The following is a 21,866-nucleotide window of genomic DNA, read 5'->3' as shown; positions in this document are numbered from 1 at the left end:
ACAACCCCTAGACCCCCGCCGCCCCCAGCAGGGACCCCGCCCCGTACGTCACCGCCATCGCCACCGCCCCGCCCCCCATGTTGCGCAGCACCGCTCGGGCCGGTGGGGCCGCGCCCAGGTGGGCGCTCCACCAGCCGGTGACGGCGAGGGCGGACAGGACGGAGACGACCGTGACCCAGAGGCGGGCGGACGCGGGTGGGAGGACCATCGCGAGGAGCGGCAGCAGGGCGCCGGCCGTGAAGGCGAGGAAGCTGGCGCCGGCGGCGTGCCAGGGGTTGGTGAGGGCGTCGGGGTCGATGCCCAGCTCCACGCGCGCGTGGGCGCGCAGCGCGTCGCGCTCGGTGAGTTGTTCGGCGGCCTCGCGGGCGACCTCCGGGGAGAGGCCGCGGTCCGACAACAGGCCGGTCAGCTCGGCCAGTTCCGCCTCCGGCTGCTCGCGCAGCTCGCGCCGCTCCACCGCCAGGGCCGCCTTCTCCGAGTCGCGCTGCGTGGAGACCGAGACGTACTCCCCCGCCGCCATCGACATCGAGCCGGCGAGCAGGCCCGCAAGGCCCGCGGTCAGGAGCGCGGCCTGGGACCGGGTCACGCCGGCGACGCCGACGACGAGGCCCGCGGTGGAGACGATTCCGTCGTTGGCTCCGAGCACCGCGGCCCGGAGCCAGTTGAGACGGACGCCGAGACCTCCGCCGTGGGCTTCGTCGTGGACAGGGGCATCAGTCACAACCGGGAGGGTCTCACCCGGTCCGTCACCAGACGCGGACCGACCCGCCCGGGGCGAAGGCGGGGCTGGTGGCGGCGGCCGGGATCTCCTTCAGGGGCTCGGCGATCTCCTCGACGGTGGGGCCGTGCACGGCCGCCAGGGAGTCCAGGAACGGCAGGTCGAAGCCGTAGACGCGGGCCGCGTTCCCGCCGGCCATCGCCGCGACCTCCTCTCTCGGCAGCCCCGCGTAGGCGATGCGGAGGCCTTCGCGGGAGTACGGCGTCGTGCCCTCGTCGTGCGGGTAGTCGCTGCCCCACATGATCTTGTCGAGGCCGATCCGGTCGCGCAGCGGCACCTCGTGCGGGCGCATGAAGCTCGCGCCGACGAAGCAGTTGTCACGCCACACCTCGCTGGGGCCCTTGCCCATGGACTGCGCGAGACCCGCGCCGAACTTGGACTCGGCGGTGGCGGCGGTGGCGGCGCTCCCGGCAGCCCGGGAGGCGCGGGAGGCCGCGGCGACCAGGCGCGCGTGGTAGTAGTCCAGCATCTCCATGACCCCCGGGATCCAGCCCGAGCCCTGTTCGGTCAGGACGAGCTTCAGGGCCGGGTGGCGGTGGAAGGCGCCGCCGAACACCAGGTGCCACAGCGCCCGGTGCGAGAACCAGGTCGTCTCCACCATGAAGACCGCGCGGGCCGCCGGTTCGTCGCCGAGCGGCGGCGAGGCGGAGCCGCCGTGGTGGTTGACCGGGACGTCCAGCTCCGCGCAGACCGCCCAGATCGGGTCGTACGTCCGCGAGTACAGCTCCGGGATTCCGCTGCCGGGCGGGGCGCCGGGCAGCAGGATGCCGCCGGTGAGACCCGCCTCCTTGGTACGGCGGATCTCCCGTACCGCCTCGTCGACGTCGTTGAGGAGGATCTGCGCCACGCCCGCCCTGCGGCCGGGCGCGTCCGCGCAGAAGTCGGCCAGCCAGCGGTTGTGCGCGCGCAGTCCCGCCCAGCGCTGCTCGAACTCCTCGCGCGTCGGTGCCGGGGCCATCAGCGAGGCCGAGGGGAAGAACGGCGGGATGGTGTTGGGGAAGACGACCTCCGCGACGATCCCGTCCGCCTCCAGCTCGCGCAGCCGGCGCCGCGAGTTCCAGTTCCGGTCGGCGGTGTCGGCCAGCAGGTCCTCGTAGGGGTTGACGTACCCGGCGGCCCAGGCGTCGAAGGCGTCGTGGTGCTTCTTCTCCAGGTACGGCTTGTAGTCGAGCAGGTCCGCGCCTGCGTGGCAGTCCGCCGAGATCACCGTGTAGCGGTCCGTCATGGCGTGACCCCCAGCGCGGGGAAGTCGTGCTCCGTCAGCCAGTGGCGGCCGACCTCGCGCGAGCGTGCCCAGGACGCCTCCACCGCCGCCTGGTCGGGCGACTGGCCGAGATCGGCGGGGGTCGGGCCGATCCGGCGGGCGATCGGTGCCAGCTTCCCGGTGTCGAAGCCGAAGACCTCCGCCGCCGCCAGGCCCAGCATCCGCCGCGTCTCCGCGACCGGGATGTCGTGGAACGTGTTCCGCAGCCACGCGCGCGTGTTGGGCCAGGTCCCCTCCGGGTGCGGGAAGTCGGAGCCCCACAGGATGTTGTCGACGCCGATCTCGTACCGCTGGGCCAGCTCGCGCCGCTTGGTGTTGGTGGCGCAGACGAAGACCTGGCGGTCCAGGTACTCGCTCGGCGGGCGCTTGAGCTCCGCGAACGGGGAGAGCTTCTTGCCGCCGTGCGCGCCGAGGTAGAGCCGGTCCATGAACCAGAGCAGGTTCGGCAGCCACCAGCAGCCGGACTCCGCGACGCCGAACCTCAGCCCGGGGTGCCGCTCGAAGACCCCGGACCAGAGCAGGAACCACAGCGGCCTGGCCGGCCACCAGGTCACCTCGCTGACGTAGATGCCGAGGTGGTCGCCGTACTCCTCGCGCGGCGCCGCTCCCGAGTGGGTGACCAGCGGCATCCCGGCCTCGGCGGCGGCCGCCCAGACCGGGTCGTAGCGCCGGTCGTGGTACGGCGCCCGGTCCACCCACATCGAGGGGATCATCAGGGCCCCGAGCCCGGACTCCTTGGCCCGGTGGATCTCGGCGACGACCTTCGACGGTTCGGCCGTGATCGGCAGCAGCGCCACCCCGCAGTGCCGTGCAGCGTTTTCGGCGTTCCCGCCGACGAACTCGGCCAGCCAGCGGTTGTGCGCCTGCGCGCCCGCCATGCCGAGCTCCGGGTCCTGGTCGCCGGAGAGCCCGAGGCCGACGCCGAAGGGCGCGGCGGTCTGGCTGTCGACGGCGTCCGCGTCGGGGAAGACGACCTCGGCGGCCACCCCGTCACCGTCGAGCTCCTTGAGCCGCTGGGCCGCGTCCCAGCCGCCCCGCAGTCCTTCCTCGTTGTCGCTGAACCACTTGTTCGCGAAGTCCTCGTTGCGCACGCCGAGCCGGGTCATGGCCTCGCGGCGGGCGTCGCGCCCGGCGAGGAACTCGTCGAAGGCGCGGTGGAAGCGGGAGTCGAGATAGGGCCGGTACCGCTCGGTGGGCAGACCGGCGTGGCAGTCGGAGGAGATGATCAGATACGGGTCCTCGTGGCTCATGGTCACGCCCCTCAGTCGAGGATGAAGTTCTCCAGATAGGACGGGTTGGCGCGGTCGAGCATCGACTGCGAGCGCGCCCTGATCTGACGGTCGCTGTGCTCGCTCTCGGGGAGCATCCAGAACCGGTCGGCGCGGATGCCGTCGACGACGTGCTCGGCGACCTCCTCGACGGGGGTGAAGGCGACCTCGTGCCCGGCGGCCTTCATCGCCGCCTCCCACTGGTCGAGGCTGCGGTACGGGGTCCTGCGCGGGCGCTCCTTGGCGTACCGCTCGGGCCGGTTGCGGTGCGACTCCCACAGTCCGGTGCGCAGCATGTGCGGGCCGGGGAAGAGCACGGACGCCCCCACGCGTGCGTGCTCGGCCTTCAGGTGCGCGTAGAGCGACTCGGTCATGGTGACGACCGCCGCCTTGGTGACCGCGTAGACGGAGGCGGTGGGCAGCGGGGCGATCCCGCCGTCGCCGGAGGAGGTGTTGACGACGTGGCCGGGCTCGCCGCCCGCGATCATGCGCGGGACGAAGGCCTGGATGCCGTGGAAGACGCCCCAGACGTTGACGGAGAAGGCCCACTTCCAGTCGTTGGGCTCGTGCTCCCACATGCGGCCCTCGGCGCCGGAGCCGACGCCGGCGTTGTTGCACAGGACATGGACGGCGCCGAACGTGTCGTACGCGGCGTCCGCGAAGGCCCGTACAGACCCGGCGTCGCTGACGTCGACGGTACGGGCGAGGATCTGGGCCCCGTCCTCCATCAGCTCGGCGGCGGCCTTGGCGAGCGCGGCCTCCTCCACGTCGCCGAGGACGACGGCGAGCCCCTCGGCGGCGAAGCGGCGGGCCATGGCGAGCCCGATGCCGCTGCCCGCGCCGGTGACGACGGCGACCTGTCCTTCGCGCAGCTCCATCAGCCCCTCCCCCCTGCCGATCCCTCCGGGGGCAAGTCCAGGATCTGCTGCGGGTCGTCGTAGCGCTGGTGGATGTACGGCAGGAGGGCCTGCGCGCTCACCCGTTCCACGACCCGGCCCTTCTGGTCGGTGGTCTTCTCGCCGAGGGTGATCTCGACGATCCGGCGTACGGGGAGGTCGGCGACGGGGTCGTACATGGACTCGCGCAGGACGATGTCGCCGGTGACCTGCTCCAGCTTCCTGACCTTCTCGTTCCGGACGCAGTGGACGAGGACGGGGTCGGCGTCGAAGCCGGTGCCGTCCACGCCCGGCAGGAACTTGAAGTAGAAGTCGGTCTTCTCGGCGGGTTCGGGCAGGGGCAGCGGGCCGGAGACCGCGCCGCGCACCTCGACGAAGGCGATGCCGTGGCGGGCGAGCGAGGCGCGGACGACGAGTCCGTCGCGTTCGACGGCGACCTCGCCGAGCTTCTTCGGTTCGCCGAAGACCTCGCGGCCGCCGACGAGGGCCCGCTCGTGGGTCATCGGCATGACGAGCGGATACCAGCCCTCCTGCTCGCCGTGGGCGGCGGCGACGGCGACCGAGCCGGCGCCGAGTGGATAGCCGGGCAGGTCGACCTGGGAGATGTTGGCCCGGACGAGAGGCCTCTCGGTGGGTTTCAGCGGGGGCGGCAGGACCGCCGCGACCACGTCCGGATCGGTCTCCCAGACGGCGACCACTCCGGTGGACCAGATGTCGGGAAGCTTGCTGCTCTTGGCGCGGGCCGCCGCGATCTCGGCGTCGGTGCGCGCCCCGTACCGTACACGTGCCATGACGTACCACCCTTCAGGGACCGTCGGCCTGTAACACAGTTACACCGGCACCGATGAAGGGTAAAGAGCCGTGCACGCAAGAGAGTTGGGGGGACGGATGGCGCGCACCGCACTCACCCGCGAGGAGGTTCTGGACACCGCCGCCGCTCTGGTGAAGCAGCACGGTCCGGACGCGCTCACGATGCGCAAGCTCGCCGCCGAGCTCGGCACGGCGGTGACCTCGATCTACTGGCACGTCGGCAACCGGGAGTCCCTCCTCGACGCGCTGGTGGAGCGGACCGTCGACGATCTCGCCGCGATCACGCCCCATGGCCGCACCCCGGCCGCGCGGATCGTCTCCGTGGCCCGCGCGCTCCGCCGTGAACTGCGCGAGCGCCCGCACCTGGTGGCGATGGTCCACGAACGGGGCCTCACCGAGCGGATGTTCCTGCCGGCCCAGCGCGCGCTCGTGCGCGAGGTCCACGCGGCCGGCCTGCGCGGCGCACGGGCGGCGGAGGTGGTCCGCGCGGTGCAGTTCCAGGTCGTCGGCCACGTCCTGGTGGAACGCAACCGCGAGCGGGCGCCGGTCCAGTCCCCCGCGGAGGTGGATCTGTGGGCGACGGAGACGGCCGGCGCCGACCCCGCCCTCGCCCGCGCCCTGGCGGCCCCCGTCGACGCCGACCGGCTCTTCACCACCTCTGTACGGGCCCTGGTGGACGGCCTGTTGGCGCCCCGTGGCGAGGGTGCCGGATCGCCGGATTGATCCGGTGGCACGCGCGCGTGGGGCGGTCCTGGGCGCGGTACGGGTCGACGGCCTCCGCCTCGAGCCGCACACCTGGTCGGGACGCGTCGAGACCGCCCTGGCCGCACGGACCCCGGACACCGCGCTCACGCTCCTCGCCCAGCGCCGCGGCCAAGGCCCTGGTGTCGGTTCCCCGCGGCTCGACGCAGCCGCTGCCCCGGGGCGAGGTCCTGCGGCGCGGGCCCTGGTGGCGGACGCGGCGCTCGGCCGGGACGCCTTCCTCGTCCTCCTGGACGGCGACGTCACCGGACAAGGCGACGGGCACCGTCCACCGTGGCGGTGAACTGCCCTCCGGGCGCCTCGCCATGGCCGTGGGGCGCGGGACGACGCGTCACATCCGTGACCGGATCCCCGCGCCCGAGTGGACACCGGGGACGGGACTGTCAGCAGCGGGCCGTATTCTCAGTGACCATGCTCGACGACCGTACGACAGCTGCAGCGTGGCCGGCCGCCTACCCACAGGGGTACGCGGTCGTCGACGTGGAGACCACCGGACTCGCCCGCGACGACCGGATAGTGTCGGCTGCCGTCTACCGGCTGGACGCCCAGGGCAATGTCGAGGACCACTGGTACACGCTGGTCAATCCGGAGCGGGACCCGGGACCGGTCTGGATCCACGGTCTGACCAGTGACGTGCTGGAGGGCGCGCCGCTCTTCCCGGAGATCGCCGCCGAGTTCTCCGCCCGGCTCGACGGCCGTGTCCTCGTGGCGCACAACGCGCTGTTCGACTGGTCGATGATCGCCCGGGAGTACGCGCGTGCCGAGCGCACCGCGCCCGTGCGGCAGCGGCTGTGCACCATCGCCCTCTCCAAGGAGCTGTCGCTTCCGCTGCCCAACCACAAGCTGGAGTCGCTGGCCGCGCACTTCGGTGTCGTGCAGCAGCGGGCGCACAACGCGCTGGACGACGCGCGTGTGCTGGCCGAGGCGTTCCGGCCGAGTCTGCACGCGGCGGCGGAGCGGAACGTACGGCTGCCGCTCCTGGAGTGCCGGCCGCTGACGGAGTGGGTGTCCACGCCCGCCGCTCCCCGGATCGGCTACCAGGCCTCGTACCACACGAACGGGTGGCGCCCCTCGCGGAAGCGGCCCCCGTGCCCGTATCCGAACCCCGGACGTTACGAAGCGGACAAACCACTCAAGCAGGGCATGCGGGTGGCGTTCTCGGGCGACACCTCCATCGATCGCGAGCTCCTGGAGGACCGCACGGTCGACGCGGGGCTCCATGTCGCCTCCAGCGTCTCCCGGCTGACGAGTCTGCTGGTGACGAACGATCCGGACGCCGCCACCTCCAAGACGGTGAAGGCGAAGTCCTTCGGTACGCCGATCGTCGACGAGGCGGCCTTCACCCAGCTGCTGCGGGACGTGGCCCCTGCAGACGGGTGACGCACCGGGCGTGCCGCCCGCGCTTCGCCCGGCGCACGCCGCACCCTGTGGCGCATGGCACGTTGTGAGGTCTGCGGAAACGATTACGGCATGTCCTTCGAAGTGCACGCGCAGGGCGCGGTGCACGTCTTCGACTGCTTCTCCTGCGCCATTCACCGCATGGCGCCCATCTGTGAGCACTGCCGGGTCTCGATCATCGGCCAGGGCGTCGAGGTCGAGGGCACGTGGTACTGCGGCGCCCACTGCGCCCGCGCGGAGGGAAAGGTGGGGATCGTCGACCACGTATGAGCCCGGCCCGCCCCGGGCGACCGGAACCCCCGTGCGCGCACCCCATGACCCCGGTTGTACCGTCATGGGGTGTACCGCTTCCTGTTGTCCCGGCAGTGGGTGATCCTCACCCTCGTCGCCCTCGTCCTCGTCCCGACGATGATCGAGCTGGGCTTCTGGCAGTTCCACCGGCACGAGCGCCGTGTCGCGCAGAACGCCCTGATCGCGGACAACCTGAAGGCGAAGCCGGTCGCCGTCGAGGAGCTGACCTCCCCCGGTCACACCGTCCCGCGCGCCGACTACTGGCGCCGGGTCACCGCCACCGGCGTCTTCGACACCGCGCACGAGGTCGTCGTCCGCCGCCGGACCTCCGCCGACGACCGGGTCGGCTTCCATGTCCTGACCCCGCTGGCCCTCGCGGACGGCCGGGTCGTCCTGGTCAACCGCGGCTGGGTCCCGGCCGCGCCCGACCAGAAGGCGTTCCCCGTGGTCCCGCCCGCCCCCAAGGGCCGGGTGACCGTCACCGGCCGCCTCAAGGCGGACGAGACGACCGGCGCGAGCGGCATCAAGGACCTGCGCGGGCTGCCGGACCGTCAGGTGATGCTGATCAACAGCGCCCAGCAGGCGGAGCTGCTCGGCCGTGCGGTGCTCGGCGGCTACGTCGAGCAGACCGCGCCCGAACCGGCCGGCGACTCCCCCGAGCTGATCCCCGCGCCCGACCACGACTCGATCGGCGCGCACATGGCGTACGCCGTGCAGTGGTGGCTCTTCACGGCCGGTGTGCCGGTCGGCTGGGTGATCCTGGTGCGCCGCGAGAAGCGCGACCGGGAGGCCGCGGCCCGTACCGACGCCGCCTCGGGAACCCCCGAACCCGAGCCCGCCGCGCTGTAGGCCACCGCGTCCCTCTGATTGACCGTCGTCGCTTCCGGGAACACGCCAAAGCGTGACGCAACGTATCGACGACTACGCCCTCATCGGCGATCTGCAGACCGCCGCGCTCGTCGGCCGCGACGGGTCGATCGACTGGCTGTGTCTGCCGCGCTTCGACTCGGCCGCCTGTTTCGCCGCGCTGCTCGGCGACGAGGACAACGGCCACTGGCGGATCGCACCCAAAGGCGCCACGACCTGCACCCGCCGCGGCTACGCGGGGGACTCCCTCGTCCTGGAGACGTACTGGGAGACGCGCACCGGCACCGTCAAGGTCGTCGACTTCATGCCGCAGCGCGACACCGCGCCCGATGTGATGCGGATCGTGGAGGGCGTCAGCGGCACCGTCGAGATGAGCGCGGTCCTGCGGCTGCGCTTCGACTACGGCTCGATCGTGCCGTGGGTGAGGCGCAGCGACGGCCACCGGGTGGCGGTGGCGGGGCCGGACTCGGTCTGGCTGCGCAGCGAGCCGCCGGTGAAGACCTGGGGGCAGCAGTTCGCGACCTGCTCGTCGTTCACGGTCGGCGCCGGCGAGAAGGTGGCGTTCGTGCTCACCTGGCACCCGTCGCACGAGCCGCGCCCGGAACTCGTCGACCCGTTCGACGCCTTGACGCAGTCCCTCGCGGACTGGCGGGACTGGTCGGCGCGCTGCACGTACGAGGGTCCGTACCGCGAGGCGGTGCTGCGCTCGCTGATCACCTTGAAGGCGCTCACGTACGCGCCGACGGGCGGCATCGTGGCCGCCCCCACCACCTCGCTGCCGGAGGAGCTGGGCGGCGTACGGAACTGGGACTACCGCTCCTGCTGGCTGCGCGACTCGACCCTCACCCTCGGGGCGCTGCTGTCGGCCGGCTATGTCGACGAGGCGGCGGCGTGGCGCGACTGGCTGCTGCGGGCGGTGGCGGGCGATCCGGCCGATCTGCAGATCATGTACGGGCCGGCCGGGGAGCGCCGGCTGCCCGAGATGTCGCTGCCGTGGCTGCGCGGCTACGCGGACTCGACGCCGGTGCGGATCGGGAACGCGGCGGTGGAGCAGTTCCAGCTCGACGTGTACGGCGAGGTCATGGACTCGCTGCACATGGCGCGGGCCGCCGGGATCCCGCCGGTGCGGCACGCCTGGAATCTGCAGCTGAGCCTGCTCGGCTTCCTGGAGTCGACCTGGCGGGAGCCGGACGAGGGCCTGTGGGAGGTGCGCGGACCACGCCGTCACTTCACGCACTCCAAGGTGATGGCCTGGGTCGCCGCCGACCGGGCGGTCCGCACCCTGGAGGCCGATCCCTCGCTGCGGGGGGATCCGGCGCGGTGGCGCACGATGCGGGACGAGATCCACGCGGAGGTGTGCGAGAAGGGGTACGACCCCGAGCGCAACACCTTCACGCAGTCGTACGGCTCACGGGAGCTGGACGCGGCGACGCTGCTGATCCCGCGGGTCGGGTTCCTGCCGCCGGACGATCCCCGGGTGCTGGGGACGGTGGACGCGGTGCGCAAGGAGCTGACGCACGGCGGGTTCGTCCGCCGCTACAGCACCGAAGGGGTCTCGGTCGACGGGCTCCCCGGGCAGGAGGGAACGTTTCTCGTGTGTTCCTTCTGGCTCGCGGACGCGCTGCTGTTGACCGGGCGGGAGCGGGAGGCGCGGGAGCTCTTCGAGCGTCTGCTCGTGCTGCGCAGTGACGTGGGGCTGCTCGCGGAGGAGTACGACCCGGTCGCGCGGCGGCAGCTGGGCAACTTCCCGCAGGCGTTCAGCCACATCGGCCTGGTGGGCACCGCCCTCGCCCTGCCGCGGGAGGAGGCGGCAGGATAGGCCCATGGATCTTGGACTGAAGGACCGTGTGTACGTGGTGACCGGCGCGACGCGGGGGCTCGGCCGGGCCTCGGCCGAGGCGCTGCTCGCCGAGGGCGCGAAGGTGCTGGTCACCGGGCGCGAGGAGAAGGCGGTCGCCGAGGCGGTCGCGGAGCTGGGCCCGGGTGCGGCGGGCCTCGCCGCCGACAACGCCGACCCCGGGGCGCCGGCGCGGCTGATCGCGGAGGCGCGGTCCCGCTTCGGGGGCTTCGACGGCATCCTGATCAGCGTGGGCGGTCCGGCACCGGGCTTCGGCGCGGACAACACCGACGAGCAGTGGGCGTCGGCGTTCGACACGGTCTTCCTCGGGGCGGTACGGATGGCCCGGGCGGCGGCGGAGACGCTGACCGAGGGCGGGGTCGTCGGCTTCGTCCTCTCGGGCTCTGTCCACGAGCCGATCCCGGGCCTGACGATCTCCAACGGCCTGCGGCCGGGGCTCGCCGGCTTCGCCAAGTCCCTCGCGAACGACCTGGGCCCGCGGGGCATCCGGGTCGTCGGGATGCTGCCGGGGCGCATCGACACCGACCGGGTGCGCCAGCTGGACGCCCTCTCGGGGGACGCGGAGGCGGCGCGGGCGGCGAGCGAGTCCCGCATCCCGCTGCGCCGCTACGGGACGCCGGAGGAGTTCGGCCGCACGGCGGCGTTCCTGCTGTCGCCGGCGGCGTCGTACGTGACGGGCGTGATGATGTCGGTGGACGGCGGCGCGCGGCACGGGTTCTGACCCGCGTCACTCCGTTGCGGGCGATCGTTGCGCCGTGGGTCCCCCAGGGCGAAGCCCCTGGGGAGGAACGGGTGCCCACAACGGGTGTCATGTCACCCTGCGCGCGCGGTGTCTGACCGCCCGGAGGCGGGCCTCCGTCGGGAGGGACGGGAGGCCCGTCGAGGTGCGGGCGTGGGTCAGGGCGTCGGTCGCCAGGGAGGTCAGGGCCGCGGCCGGGGAGGCGTACGGCTCGAGGAGCAGCGCCACGCGGGTGCGGGGGGCCGTGCGGCGGCCCGTCAGGGCGACCCGGGCGCGGGCCACTCCGTCCTGCGCCGCGGCGTCCGCCTCCAGAACGTTCTCCAGGGCCCGGCCCCGTACCGTCGCGGCCTCCCCGTCGCCGGTGTCGATCAGGACCTCCGCGAGCCGGGCACGGCGGAACTGGGCGAGCAGCCACCACAGGGCCAGGAGCACGACGAGGCCGAGGGCGGCGATGACCACCGGCCACCACCAGCCCTCGTCGCGCCACCGCAGCCGGTCCGCCCTGCTGAGCAGGACGTCGGAGGTCCCGTACCAGGGCCACCACGAGGGCACGGCCAGATCGAATCCGGCCGCGAGCACCGCCCCGCCGCCGGCGACGAGCAGCAGCCCCAGGAGTCCGAGCAGGATCCGGTTGACGCGCCGGAGTACGAGGGTCATCCCCCGCCTCCCTTCTTCGGCGGGCGGCCCACCCTGACCGTCAGCGCCGGTGGCCGGGCGAGCGCCAGTTCGTCGATGCCGCCGGCCAGGACGCGCTCCACGTCGGCGCGTACCTCGTCGAGTTCGCGGAAGTGCGAGACCGCCCGCACCGCCACCTTGCTCCGCCTCATCCGTACCTCCACCGACTGCACGCCCGAGACCTCCATCGCCCGGTCCCGCAGGGTCAGCGCCGCGGCCTCGCGGTCGAGCCCGGCGCGTACGTCGGCGTGGTCGCGTCTCATCGGGAGGACCGCGCGCAGGCCCGGGGTGGCCGCGAGGACCAGGAGCCAGGCTCCGAGGAGCACGGCCAGGACGGCCCCGGTCAGGACCCAGTCGTTGTCGAGGGGCCGGGTCGCGAGCTCGTCGGCGAGTTCGCGCCGCCAGGCCATGGCCGTGCGGTCGGCGCGTACCGCCGCGACGTCGTAGAGCAGCAGGCCGGCGCCGCCGAGGACCACCAGGGCGACGAGCGCCGCCGGGATCCGCCGTACGGCCCAGAAGCGGCGCGCGCCGGCCGCGGCCGGCGGGTCCTTCAGTACGGGCACGTCGTCGGCGTCGGTGTCCGTTCCGGGTTCCGTGCTCATCGCAGCCTCCGCCCGGACTCGCGCGCCGTGCGCGGGGAGTGCAGGCGCTCCACGTGAACGGCCACCTCGGGTACCTCCATGCCCGCCAACTCCCGTACGCGGAGGGTGACGTGACTGCGGACCGCGCCGCACTGCCGGCCGAGGTCGGCGGGGTAGCCCAGCTCCAGGCTCACCGAGACCCGCGCCACGTCACGGCGCACGACGACCGAGGCGTGCGGCGACGAGCCGCCCCGGAGCACGGTGACGCCGAGCGCCTCCCGTGCGGCCTGTACGGCGATCTTCGCGACGACCCGGTCGGCGATCGTGGTCGCTCCGCGGCCGGCGGGGCCCACCGGGTCGAATGCCACCCCCGGTCACCGCCGCCGGTCGCCGCGCTCGCGACCCCGGAAGAAGTCGCCGGGTTCGAGATCTCCCTCGAGGAACCTCCCGACGACGAAACCGATCGCGCCCAATGCCGCGACCAGCAAGAACGCCCCGAAGCCGCCGAAATACCCGGCCAGGCCGAGGCCCATTCCGGCCAACAGGCCGACCACCGCCATGCTCATGTTGTGCCCTTTCCGCCGGACTGCCAGCGGCTACTGGAGCCGCGGCTCCGGCCCCTCGTCCTCTTCCTCGGGCAGCTTCACATCGCTGACGGCGATGTTGACCTCGACGACCTCCAGGCCGGTCATCCGCTCCACGGCCGCGATGACGTTCTCGCGCACGGCACCGGCGACGTCGGCGATGGAAACGCCGTACTCGACGACGATCTCCAGGTCGAGCGCGGTCTGCACCTCGCCGACCTCGGCCTTCACGCCCCGGGTGACGCCCGACTTGGTACCGCCTCCGCCGGGCACCCGCTCGCGCACGGCGCCGAGCGTGCGGGAGAAGCCACTGCCCATCGCGTGGACGCCGACGACCTCACGGGCGGCGAGACCGGCGATCTTCTCCACGACCCCGTCGGCGATGGTGGTCCGGCCGCGGGAGGCGGGATCACCGCCGCCGCGCCGGGTCACGGACGGTTCGTTGGGGTGTGCGGGGTCATTCATCGCCGTTCATCCCTTCCGATAAGTTTCGTCCCTCTTTGCCCACATTAAGTGCGCTTCCCCGGTCTCGCGCCGGGGATGCGGCAGGCTGGGGCAATGACGACGACAGCTGGGGCGGCGGGATGGGCGGAGGCGGTACGCGAGCGGCTTCGGCTCGGCCGGCTGCTGCCGCTCGGTGAGGCGGCGGACGGCGCGTGGCTGGCGGAGCGCGCGGCACGGACCGTGCTGCTGCGGACCGCCGCGGCGGTACGAGGGGTGGTGCCGGGGGCGCTCCGGGTGGGGCTCGCGGAGCCGGGCGGGGAGGTGCCGGGCGGAGAGGTGCCGTTTCCCGTACCGCCGGGCGGACTGCCGCCGGGGACGCTGAGGATCACGGCGGAGTTCGCCGCGGACTCCGCCTGGTTGCGGGACAGGCCGCTGCCGGACCTGGCCGACGACGTGCGTGAGGCGCTGTTCGCCTCGGCCGAGGACGCGTTGGGCCTGGCGGTCGCGGAGGTGGATCTGCGGGTGACGGGGCTCGTCGAGGGCGCGGAAGGTGCCCCGGATTCCTCCGCCGCCGCTGCGCCACGCGGGGGAACCACGCCGGCGCCAGGGGATCCGACGGCCCTCGCGGTGCTCGAGGTCGAGGGCGTGGCGGCGCTGACCGCCACGCTGGGGGCCCCGGTCCACCGCGCCCCGGGCCTGCTCCGCGTGGAACTGGCGGTGGCGCCCGGCCACCGCGCCCTGGACGTGGCCCGAGCCGCCCGGACGCGGGCGGCCGCGACCGCTCCCGAGGGGACGGCGGTCACGGTCCTGGTGTCGGAGGTCCGCTGACGGTACGGGTCAACGGGGCGGCCGGGCGCTCGGCCGGGCGCTGGGCCGGGCGCTGGGCCGGGCGCTCGGCCGGTCGCCCGGCCGGCAGCCGTCGGTCAGTCGCCGGTCAGTCGCCGATGCCTGCCAGGTCGCGCAGGCGGCGGGCCTGGGCGGCGCGCTCGGCCGTGCGCTGGGCGTCGTAGGAGCGGTCGGAGGCACCCTGGAGCAGCGCCTTGGTCTCGATGACCGCGTCGCGCGGCGCGGCGAGCAGCGCGGCGCTCAAGTCCCTTACCGTGGCGTCGAGTTCGTCACCCGGCACGGCGATGTTGGCGAGGCCGATGCGCTCGGCCTCCTGGGCGTGGACGAAGCGGCCCGTGGCGCAGATCTCCAGCGCGCGGGCATAGCCGACCAGGCCGACGAGCGGGTGCGTGCCGGTGAGGTCCGGGACGAGGCCCAGGCTGGTCTCGCGCATGGCGAACTGCACGTCCTCGGCGACGACCCGCAGGTCGCAGGCGAGGGCGAGCTGGAACCCGGCACCGATGGCGTGCCCCTGGACGGCCGCGATCGACACGATGTCGCTGCGGCGCCACCAGGTGAACGCCTCCTGGTACTCGGCGATGACCGCGTCCAGGTCCTCGTCCGAACCGCGTGCCAGGTCGAGGAAGGACGGCTCTCCGTCGAAGCCCTCGGGCGTGAACGCCTGCCGGTCGAGCCCGGCGGAGAAGGACTTGCCCTCACCGCGCAGAACCACGACCCGCACGCTGCCCGGCAACGACCGTCCGGCCTCCACCAACGCCCGCCACAGAGCGGGAGACTGGGCGTTGCGCTTCTCCGGATTGGTCAGGGTCACCGTGGCAACGGCGTCCTCGACGGTGAGCCGTACACCGTCCTTGTCGAACACGAGCACAGAGTCGAGCGAAGTCATGGGGCGCCTCCGGTTCCGGTGCAGCACTGCTAAGTGACTGCACAGTAACCACCCGGTCGACCGCACGGTCGACCGGGTGGCCACCGCACGAAACCGGTGGACCCGACGAACCGCGCCCCGAGATCAGGCCGAGGCGGCCTTCTTGCCCCGTGTCGCTCCGCCGCGTCCACGCAGCGTGACTCCGGACTCACTCAGCATCCGGTGGACGAATCCGTAGGAGCGGCCGGTTTCCTCGGCCAGCGCCCGGATGCTCGCACCGGAGTCGTACTTCTTCTTCAGGTCTGCCGCGAGCTTGTCGCGCGCGGCGCCGGTCACCCGGCTGCCCTTCTTCAGAGTCTCGGCCACCCGTGCCTCCTCATGGGAAGTGCGCTCTGGACTTCTCATGATCACCCCTCACGGACGTCCTGGCCACCCATTCGACAAGGTCTGTGCCACAAGGTTCGCGGACAGGGAAGGTGTCGCCACGACCGGAATCTCGCATTCCGCAGTACGCGAGACCCGCCCCGGGACCACTCCGGCCGGGAAGTGCCAGGTCAGCGCCGTGCCGGGCGGACAAGGACGGCGCGGCCCCAGGCGGAAGGATTCCGCAGAGGCCGCGCCGGGGGTATGAGACGCACTCACTCAGATGATGGATCACCCATGAGCCGAATGATCCATGCCGAGATGATCAGGCACCGGCCGTGACCGGCGGAACGGGTCAGGCGAGGGCCACCAGGTCCTTGTAGTCCGGGCCCCACAGGTCCTCGACGCCGTCCGGGAGCAGGATGATCCGCTCCGGCTCGAGCGCGTCGACCGCGCCCTCGTCGTGGGTGACGAGGACCACCGCGCCCTTGTACGTGCGCAGCGCGCCGAGGATCTCCTCGCGGCTGGCGGGGTCGAGGTTGTTGGTCGGCTCGTCCAGGAGCAGCACGTTCGCCGAGGAGACGACCAGGGTGGCCAGCGCCAGCCGGGTCTTCTCACCGCCGGAGAGGACCCCGGCCGGCTTGTCGACGTCGTCACCGGAGAAGAGGAAGGAGCCGAGCGTCTTGCGCACCTCGACGAGGTCGAGGTCGGGCGCGGAGGAGCGCATGTTCTCCAGGACCGTGCGCTCCGGGTCGAGGGTCTCGTGCTCCTGGGCGTAGTAGCCGAGCTTGAGGCCGTGGCCGGGGGTCACCTCGCCCGTGTCGGGGGTCTCGGCCCCGGCGAGCAGACGCAGGAGCGTGGTCTTGCCCGCACCGTTGAGGCCGAGGATGACGACGCGCGAGCCCTTGTCGATGGCGAGGTTCACGTCGGTGAAGATTTCGAGCGAGCCGTACGACTTGGAGAGCCCCTCCGCCGTCAGCGGGGTCTTGCCGCAGGGCGCGGGCTCCGGGAAGCGGAGCTTGGCGACCTTGTCGGAGACCCGGACCGCCTCCAGGCCGGAGAGCAGACGCTCGGCGCGCTTGGCCATGTTCTGGGCGGCGACGGTCTTGGTGGCCTTGGCGCGCATCTTGTCGGCCTGCGAGTTGAGGGCGGCGGCCTTCTTCTCGGCGTTCTGGCGCTCCCGCTTGCGGCGCTTCTCGTCGGCCTCGCGCTGCTGCTGGTAGAGCTTCCAGCCCATGTTGTAGACGTCGATCGTCGAGCGGTTGGCGTCCAGGTAGAAGACCTTGTTCACGACGGTCTCGACGAGGTCGACGTCGTGGGAGATGACGATGAAGCCACCGCGGTAGGTCTTCAGGTAGTCCCGCAGCCAGACGATGGAGTCGGCGTCGAGGTGGTTGGTGGGCTCGTCGAGGAGCAGGGTGTCGGCGTCGGAGAAGAGGATCCGGGCCAGCTCGACCCGGCGGCGCTGACCGCCGGAGAGGGTGTGCAGGGGCTGGCCGAGGACCCGGTCGGGGAGCCCGAGGGCGGCGGCGATGGTGGACGCCTCGGCCTCGGCGGCGTACCCGCCCTTGGTGAGGAACTCGGTCTCCTGGCGCTCGTACTGCCGCATGGCCTTGTCGCGGGTGGCGCCGGAGCCGGTCGCGATGCGCTCCTCGTTCATCCGCATCTTGCGGATGAGGACGTCGAGGCCGCGGGCGGAGAGGATGCGGTCGCGGGCCAGGACGTCGAGGTCGCCGGTGCGCGGGTCCTGCGGGAGGTAGCCGACCTCGCCGGAGCGGGCGATGGTGCCGCCCGCGGGCATGCCCTCGCCGGCGAGGCACTTGGTGAGCGTCGTCTTGCCGGCTCCGTTACGGCCGACCAGGCCGATGCGGTCGCCCTTGGCGATACGGAAGGAAGCGGACTCGATGAGGATGCGGGCGCCGGCGCGCAGCTCGATGCCGGAAGCGGTGATCACGGACAGACTCCAGGGCGGATGGGACGGCGGAAAGGGCTGTATGCGGATTCGACGCCGCTAGTCATGCGCGGGGAGAATGGCCATACGGCCAGTCTAACGGGCGCATGCAACTGCTTTTCGGCCACAGTCCCGGCCCTGCCTTTCATCGCCGTTACCGGCTGTTTCCACCCATGCCCGACAAAAGGCGCGAGCCGGATCGGATTACCCGATACTCGGGCCCAGGGCATTCGGCCCGGGCCGGCGGCCACCGCCGCGGCAGAGACGGCAGAGGGTGGTGGCCCATGCAGTTCGACGACGACGCCGACCTGGACACCTCGGAGGTACGGGATGTCCGCGGCAGCCGCGTCCACGGCGGGAAGGCCACCGTCGGCGGCGGCATCGTCGGCTTCGTCGCACTGCTCCTGGGAGTCCTCTTCGGGGTGGGCCCCGAGCAGCTGGGGCTCGCCTCCGGCGACCCGGAGCCGGTCGCGACCTCGTCCTCCCTGGCGCAGGTCGATCAGAGCTGCCGCACCGGGGCGGACGCGAACACCCGCGAGGACTGCCGGATCGTGGCGGTCGTCAACAGCGTGCAGGACTTCTGGCGGGCGGAGTACGAACGGCGCGGTGGCCGGTACGGGGACGCGCGCACGGTGATGTTCAGCAACCGGGTCGCCACGGCCTGCGGCTCGGCCACCTCGGCGGTCGGGCCGTTCTACTGCCCCGGGGACCGCCAGGTCTATCTGGACCTGGGGTTCTTCGACGAGCTGCGGACGAAGTTCGGATCGACCGGTGGCCCCTTCGCCCAGGCGTACGTGGTGGCGCACGAGTACGGCCACCATGTGCAGAACATGATGGGCACCCTGGCGCGCGCCCAGGACGGGCGGGCGGGCGCGGACTCCAACGCCGTACGGGTCGAGCTGCAGGCGGACTGCTACGCCGGCGTCTGGGCGCGCCATGCGACGAGCACGCCGGACGAGAAGACCGGGCGCCCCCTGCTGACCCGCCTCACCGAGGCCGACGTCCGCGACGGCCTGGACGCGGCGGCCGCGGTGGGCGACGACCGGATCCAGGAGAGGTTCCAGGGTCGGGTGACGCCGGAGAACTGGACGCACGGCTCGGCCGCGCAACGTCAGCAGTGGTTCGCGACCGGGTTCAGGAGCGGCGACATGGCGCGGTGCAACACCTTCCGCTGAGGCGCCTCGTTGTCGGTACCGGATGCCAGACTGAGACCCAGGTCACATTCCGACGTATCGAACGAGAAGGAGTGATCGGGATGGCTGAGGCACCCCACATCTGTCCGACCCTGACCTACGACGACGCGCACGCCGCGATCGCACAGCTCACGGAGGCGTTCGGCTTCACCCGCACCGCGGTGTACGAGGGCGAGGACGGCAAGGTCATGCACGCCGAGCTGTCGTACGGCAACGGCATGGTGATGCTGGGGAGCAAGGGCACCGGCAGCGAGTTCGACAAGCTGACGGAGAAGTCCGGCCCCGTCGGGGTGTACGTCCACGTGGACGATGTGGACGAACACCACGCGCGGGCCGTGGCCCACGGCATCGAGATCGTGATGCCACCCACGGACCAGGACTACGGCTCGCGGGACTACATCGCCCGTGACGCCGAGGGCAACGTCTGGAGCTTCGGGACCTATCTGCCGGGGACGACCGGCTGACTCCCCCCGTCACCCCTGGGACCCCTGGGACCCCTCGGGTCAGGCTCCCCCGGTGTGGACCTGGAAGGCCGCCCGGCGGACCGCCTTCGCCAGGGCGGGGTCGGGGTGTGCGGCGGCGAGCGCCACCAGGACCTGGACCGTACGGGGGTGGCCGACGGCCCGGACCTCGTCGAGCAGGGCCGGGACCGTGCCCTGCACGGCGGAGTCGAGGTGGCGGACGAGCAGCGTGCTCTCGCCGTGGTCGGCGACGGCCGCGGCGGTGTCCACCCAGAGCCAGGTGGCCTCCTCGCGGGTGAGCACGTCCGGGGCGTCGTCGGGGTCGGTGCCGTCGTACTCGGCGAGCCAGAGCAGGGCGTACGGGCGGAGGGAGGCCTCCTCGGCGGCGGCCCGGACCTCGGCCTCGGCGGGGGCTCCGACGACCCGGAGCGCCTCGAAGGCCAGCCCGCGCAGCAGGGCGTCCTCGCCGCGGGCGACGTCGAGGAGCTCGGTGACCGCGCTGGAGAGCGTGCGGGCGGCGAGCCAGGCGCGATATTCGTCGCGGGCCGGACCGGGGGTGAGACGGGCGCAGCCGCGGAGCATGTCCTCGGCCGACTGCTCGATGTTGCCGGCCGGGCTCTGGGCGGCGACGCAGATCTGCTCCAGCTTGACCCAGACCGCCCAGTTGCCGAGCGGGGTCAGCGTGGCCTGGCCGCCGTCCGATCCCTCGCCTAGGGTCAGGGCGCCGACGGCGGCGAGGCCCTCCAGGGCCCAGTCGAGCAGCGCGGAGAGCCCGTCGGCGCCGCACTCCGCCGCGCCGTTGTCGGCATCCCCGGTGCCGGCATCCCCGGTGTCCGTGCCGGTGTCGATGTCGGTCGCGGGGGTCCCCACGGGAACCTCGCAGCGCTCCTCGCGCAGTTCCTCGACCCGCTGCTGGAGCAGGTCGAGCAGCGCGGGGACGGCCACGGGCCCGGCGGAGAGCTGGAGGAGGGAGAGCACCTGGGGGACGGCCTCGACGACCTCGGCGACGGCGCTGGGCGCGACGTCCCGGGGCGCGGGGTGGACCAGGGACCAGGCGTCGAACAGGGCGACCCAGCCGCGCAGGACGGCGGAGTCGTCGCGGTCCCAGGCGTGCAGGCGCCAGCCGGGGCGGGCGGTGTCGCCGTGGAGTTCGACGAGTCCGGCGAGCCGGGCCCGGTCCCAGCCGGCCCGGATCTGTCCGGGCGTCAGGTTCAGTGCGGCAGCGGCCCGTTCCTGGGCGGGGACGGCCTCGGGGTCGGCGGGCGCGGCGGCTTCGGCCCCGCGGTCGACGGCGGCCCAGCGGGCGATCCGTACGGCGTCGGCGAGGACGGACCGCGCCTGGCGGGCCAGTTCCGCGCGGGGCGGAGTGCCCTCCGGCGGCCGCGGCGCCGGCCGGGTGCGCCGGGTCGTCACGGCCCGTCGGGCGGTGGCGAGTGCCCGCGGACGGACAAGTCGGAGTCTGGAGTTGCGCGCCAATTGCTCATCGGGCTTTCGAGACGTCACGGGGGCAGTCTTCCCGCTGACGGCCCGAAAGCCCAATCGGAATCGGCAGCGCCGGTGGAACGCCTCTAGATGAGGGGGGTGAGGAAGCGGCGCAGGGCCTCTTCGTAGCGGACCGGGTCGGCGTTCCACATCGAGGCGTGCGGGGCTCCTCGGACCGTGTGCAGGGTGACCAGCTCGGGTCGGCGGGCGGCCAGTTCCAGGGAGGGTTCCCAGGGGGCGATCGTGTCGTCGGGGCCGTGGAAGACGAGCGTCGGCACGCGCAGGCCGGCCGGGTCAGCGGCCGCCTGGAGGCGGTCGCCGTGCAGCCCGGTCCTGCCCTGGGCGGCGCGGACGGCGAGCGGCAGCAGCGGGCCGGGGACCCGACGGGCGGCGGCGAGGTTGCGCAGGGTCGCCTCCCAGTCGAGGACCGGGGAGTCCAGGACGAGGCCGCGGATCACGTCCCGTACGCCGGAGTCGGCGGCGGCGTGCAGGGCCATCGCGGCGCCCGTCCCCCAGCCGTGCAGGACGACGTGCTCGGCGCCCTCGCGGACGGCGTGGCGGAGGGCGGCGTCGACGTCGCGCCACTCGGAGTCGCCGAGGTGGCCGAGGCCGTCCGGCGGCGGGGGCGCGCCCTCGTCGCCGCGGTAGGCGAGGCAGAGGACCGGGATCTGCCGGCGCGCGAGGAAGGGGACGAGGTTGAGGGGGTGCCGGCGGGTGGTGCCGAGGCCGTGCAGGGCGATCACCCAGGTGGCGCGCGGGCCCGGGACGAACCAGGCGGGCAGGTCGCCGAGCTCGCCGGGGATCTCGATGTCCCGGTAGTCGACGCCGAGCGCGGTGCGCGGGGTGCCGGTGTGCAGCTCGGGGGTGAGGCGGACCCGGTCGCCGGGCTCCAGGGCGCCGTGCTCGACCCGCTCCAGGCGGCGCACGACCGTGTCCGCGGTGTGCGGGACCCGGTCGAGGACGGGGCCGATGACCGCGTGGACGCCGGGGCCCTCGATCCCGTACGTACCGGGGCGCAGGGAGGCGAGGCTGCGGGTGAGGGTGACCCGGCCGGGACTCGTGTCGTGCACGGTGAGCCGGGGGTCGCCGGGCAGGGGCCGTCCGGACGGCGCCCTGAGGGCGGCGTCGCTGGCGTACCGGCCGGCCGCGATCGCGGCCGCGCCGACACCGAGCAGGGTGGTGACGGCCGCTGCCGTCTTCGTAGCCGGGCGCACGGTCCCAGTGTCGGCAGGGTGCGGGCGGGCTGCCACCCGGCGGGAGCCACCGGAAGCCGGCGGAAGCCGCCGGAAGCCGCTTCCGTGGGTCGGCCGGGAGGGGCCCCGGCCCCTCCTTGGGAGTGACGTGGATCTCTTCCACGGGTCCCCCGGTCGGCTGACAGATGCCGCGCCCGGTCCACGGACTGACACGGGGCGAGGCCGGAGGAAGCGGAGGAAGTCGTATGTGTGCCGCAACCGCACGGCTTACCCGTGGTTGCACGGTGCCCACATCGT

General features: G+C 73.1%; 25 protein-coding genes. 10 read left to right on the top strand and 15 right to left on the bottom strand.

All coding sequences use genetic code 11. The features are described from left to right. Positions 1–7 precede the first annotated feature (7 nt). The 5 genes from FDM97_RS10745 to FDM97_RS10725 are packed head-to-tail and all read right to left on the bottom strand — an operon-like array spanning position 8 to position 4,997. Entirely contained in the window at positions 8–721 is a 714-nt protein-coding gene (locus FDM97_RS10745; RefSeq protein WP_137990177.1) for a VIT1/CCC1 transporter family protein, read from the bottom strand. A 25-nt stretch (positions 722–746) separates the two neighbouring features. Next, positions 747–2,003: an amidohydrolase family protein gene (locus FDM97_RS10740; protein ID WP_137990176.1), complete on the bottom strand. Its 1,257-nt coding sequence runs from the start codon at positions 2,001–2,003 to the stop codon at positions 747–749. Then, positions 2,000–3,292, bottom strand: a complete 1,293-nt coding sequence (locus FDM97_RS10735; protein WP_137990175.1) for an amidohydrolase family protein — start codon at positions 3,290–3,292, stop codon at positions 2,000–2,002. Before FDM97_RS10735 ends, FDM97_RS10740 begins: the two co-directional genes overlap by 4 nt. A gap of 11 nt (positions 3,293–3,303) precedes the next feature. Then, positions 3,304–4,188: an SDR family NAD(P)-dependent oxidoreductase gene (locus tag FDM97_RS10730; protein ID WP_137990174.1), complete on the bottom strand. Its 885-nt coding sequence runs from the start codon at positions 4,186–4,188 to the stop codon at positions 3,304–3,306. After that, positions 4,188–4,997: an acetoacetate decarboxylase family protein gene (locus tag FDM97_RS10725; RefSeq protein WP_137990173.1), complete on the bottom strand. Its 810-nt coding sequence runs from the start codon at positions 4,995–4,997 to the stop codon at positions 4,188–4,190. The genes FDM97_RS10730 and FDM97_RS10725 overlap by 1 nt, the downstream gene beginning before the upstream one ends. A gap of 97 nt (positions 4,998–5,094) precedes the next feature. Here FDM97_RS10725 and FDM97_RS10720 point away from each other — a divergent pair, with 97 nt between their 5' ends. The 7 genes from FDM97_RS10720 (at position 5,095) to FDM97_RS10690 (ending at position 10,913) form a co-directional block, all read left to right on the top strand. Then, a complete protein-coding gene (locus FDM97_RS10720; protein ID WP_137990172.1) occupies positions 5,095–5,739 on the top strand; it encodes a TetR/AcrR family transcriptional regulator in 645 nt (214 codons plus the stop codon). A gap of 4 nt (positions 5,740–5,743) precedes the next feature. After that, positions 5,744–6,061, top strand: coding sequence for a hypothetical protein (locus FDM97_RS10715; protein ID WP_137990171.1), 318 nt, complete (start codon positions 5,744–5,746; stop codon positions 6,059–6,061). A gap of 122 nt (positions 6,062–6,183) precedes the next feature. Beyond that, on the top strand, positions 6,184–7,158 hold the full coding sequence (locus FDM97_RS10710) for a DEDDh family exonuclease (protein WP_137990170.1): 975 nt from the start codon (positions 6,184–6,186) through the stop codon (positions 7,156–7,158). A gap of 54 nt (positions 7,159–7,212) precedes the next feature. Further along, positions 7,213–7,446: a hypothetical protein gene (locus FDM97_RS10705; RefSeq protein ID WP_137990169.1), complete on the top strand. Its 234-nt coding sequence runs from the start codon at positions 7,213–7,215 to the stop codon at positions 7,444–7,446. 69 nt (positions 7,447–7,515) lie between these two features. Then, positions 7,516–8,316: an SURF1 family cytochrome oxidase biogenesis protein gene (locus tag FDM97_RS10700; RefSeq protein ID WP_137990168.1), complete on the top strand. Its 801-nt coding sequence runs from the start codon at positions 7,516–7,518 to the stop codon at positions 8,314–8,316. A 52-nt stretch (positions 8,317–8,368) separates the two neighbouring features. Next, positions 8,369–10,153, top strand: a complete 1,785-nt coding sequence (locus tag FDM97_RS10695; RefSeq protein WP_137990167.1) for a glycoside hydrolase family 15 protein — start codon at positions 8,369–8,371, stop codon at positions 10,151–10,153. Positions 10,154–10,157: 4 nt separating this feature from the next. Beyond that, the gene (locus FDM97_RS10690) at positions 10,158–10,913 is read left to right on the top strand and encodes an SDR family oxidoreductase (protein ID WP_137990166.1); all 756 of its coding nucleotides are present in this window, start codon (positions 10,158–10,160) and stop codon (positions 10,911–10,913) included. 87 nt (positions 10,914–11,000) lie between these two features. Here FDM97_RS10690 and amaP read toward each other — a convergent pair whose 3' ends face one another. The 5 genes from amaP to FDM97_RS10665 are packed head-to-tail and all read right to left on the bottom strand — an operon-like array spanning position 11,001 to position 13,236. Continuing rightward, positions 11,001–11,588 carry an alkaline shock response membrane anchor protein AmaP gene (gene amaP / locus FDM97_RS10685; protein ID WP_137990165.1) on the bottom strand — a complete coding sequence of 196 codons (588 nt, stop codon included), beginning with the start codon at positions 11,586–11,588 and terminating at the stop codon, positions 11,001–11,003. Beyond that, on the bottom strand, positions 11,585–12,208 hold the full coding sequence (locus FDM97_RS10680) for a DUF6286 domain-containing protein (protein WP_137990164.1): 624 nt from the start codon (positions 12,206–12,208) through the stop codon (positions 11,585–11,587). The genes amaP and FDM97_RS10680 overlap by 4 nt, the downstream gene beginning before the upstream one ends. After that, entirely contained in the window at positions 12,205–12,555 is a 351-nt protein-coding gene (locus tag FDM97_RS10675; RefSeq protein ID WP_137990163.1) for an Asp23/Gls24 family envelope stress response protein, read from the bottom strand. The genes FDM97_RS10680 and FDM97_RS10675 overlap by 4 nt, the downstream gene beginning before the upstream one ends. Positions 12,556–12,561: 6 nt before the next feature. Beyond that, entirely contained in the window at positions 12,562–12,753 is a 192-nt protein-coding gene (locus FDM97_RS10670; protein ID WP_137990162.1) for a hypothetical protein, read from the bottom strand. 30 nt (positions 12,754–12,783) lie between these two features. Then, complete coding sequence (locus FDM97_RS10665) at positions 12,784–13,236, bottom strand: Asp23/Gls24 family envelope stress response protein (RefSeq protein WP_137990161.1); 453 nt, start codon at positions 13,234–13,236, stop codon at positions 12,784–12,786. Positions 13,237–13,329: 93 nt separating this feature from the next. Between FDM97_RS10665 and FDM97_RS10660 the strand changes: the two genes are divergently transcribed. Beyond that, positions 13,330–14,043: a hypothetical protein gene (locus FDM97_RS10660; RefSeq protein ID WP_137990160.1), complete on the top strand. Its 714-nt coding sequence runs from the start codon at positions 13,330–13,332 to the stop codon at positions 14,041–14,043. A 106-nt stretch (positions 14,044–14,149) separates the two neighbouring features. Here FDM97_RS10660 and FDM97_RS10650 read toward each other — a convergent pair whose 3' ends face one another. The 3 genes from FDM97_RS10650 to FDM97_RS10640 form a co-directional block, all read right to left on the bottom strand. Then, the gene (locus FDM97_RS10650; RefSeq protein WP_137990159.1) at positions 14,150–14,947 is read right to left on the bottom strand and encodes an enoyl-CoA hydratase/isomerase family protein; all 798 of its coding nucleotides are present in this window, start codon (positions 14,945–14,947) and stop codon (positions 14,150–14,152) included. A 123-nt stretch (positions 14,948–15,070) separates the two neighbouring features. Next, positions 15,071–15,292: a helix-turn-helix domain-containing protein gene (locus tag FDM97_RS10645; RefSeq protein ID WP_006123601.1), complete on the bottom strand. Its 222-nt coding sequence runs from the start codon at positions 15,290–15,292 to the stop codon at positions 15,071–15,073. A gap of 352 nt (positions 15,293–15,644) precedes the next feature. Continuing rightward, a complete protein-coding gene (locus FDM97_RS10640; RefSeq protein ID WP_137990158.1) occupies positions 15,645–17,243 on the bottom strand; it encodes an ABC-F family ATP-binding cassette domain-containing protein in 1,599 nt (532 codons plus the stop codon). A 281-nt stretch (positions 17,244–17,524) separates the two neighbouring features. On the opposite strand from FDM97_RS10640, the gene ypfJ reads away from it, so the two are divergent. Both ypfJ and FDM97_RS10630 read left to right on the top strand, forming a co-directional pair. Further along, on the top strand, positions 17,525–18,415 hold the full coding sequence (gene ypfJ / locus FDM97_RS10635; protein WP_137990157.1) for a KPN_02809 family neutral zinc metallopeptidase: 891 nt from the start codon (positions 17,525–17,527) through the stop codon (positions 18,413–18,415). 80 nt (positions 18,416–18,495) lie between these two features. After that, positions 18,496–18,897 (top strand): VOC family protein, encoded by a 402-nt coding sequence (locus FDM97_RS10630; RefSeq protein WP_137990156.1) that lies wholly within the window; start codon positions 18,496–18,498, stop codon positions 18,895–18,897. A 39-nt stretch (positions 18,898–18,936) separates the two neighbouring features. Here FDM97_RS10630 and FDM97_RS10625 read toward each other — a convergent pair whose 3' ends face one another. Both FDM97_RS10625 and FDM97_RS10620 read right to left on the bottom strand, forming a co-directional pair. Beyond that, positions 18,937–20,397 carry a hypothetical protein gene (locus tag FDM97_RS10625; protein ID WP_432816206.1) on the bottom strand — a complete coding sequence of 487 codons (1,461 nt, stop codon included), beginning with the start codon at positions 20,395–20,397 and terminating at the stop codon, positions 18,937–18,939. Positions 20,398–20,462: 65 nt separating this feature from the next. Next, the gene (locus FDM97_RS10620) at positions 20,463–21,590 is read right to left on the bottom strand and encodes an alpha/beta hydrolase (RefSeq protein ID WP_137990155.1); all 1,128 of its coding nucleotides are present in this window, start codon (positions 21,588–21,590) and stop codon (positions 20,463–20,465) included. Between the last annotated feature and the right edge of the window lie 276 nt (positions 21,591–21,866).

Source organism: Streptomyces vilmorinianum, from assembly GCF_005517195.1.
Lineage (GTDB): Bacteria > Actinomycetota > Actinomycetes > Streptomycetales > Streptomycetaceae > Streptomyces > Streptomyces vilmorinianum.
The sequence above is the reverse complement of the archived record's forward strand: the minus strand, read 5'-3'. Positions and strand labels throughout refer to the sequence as shown.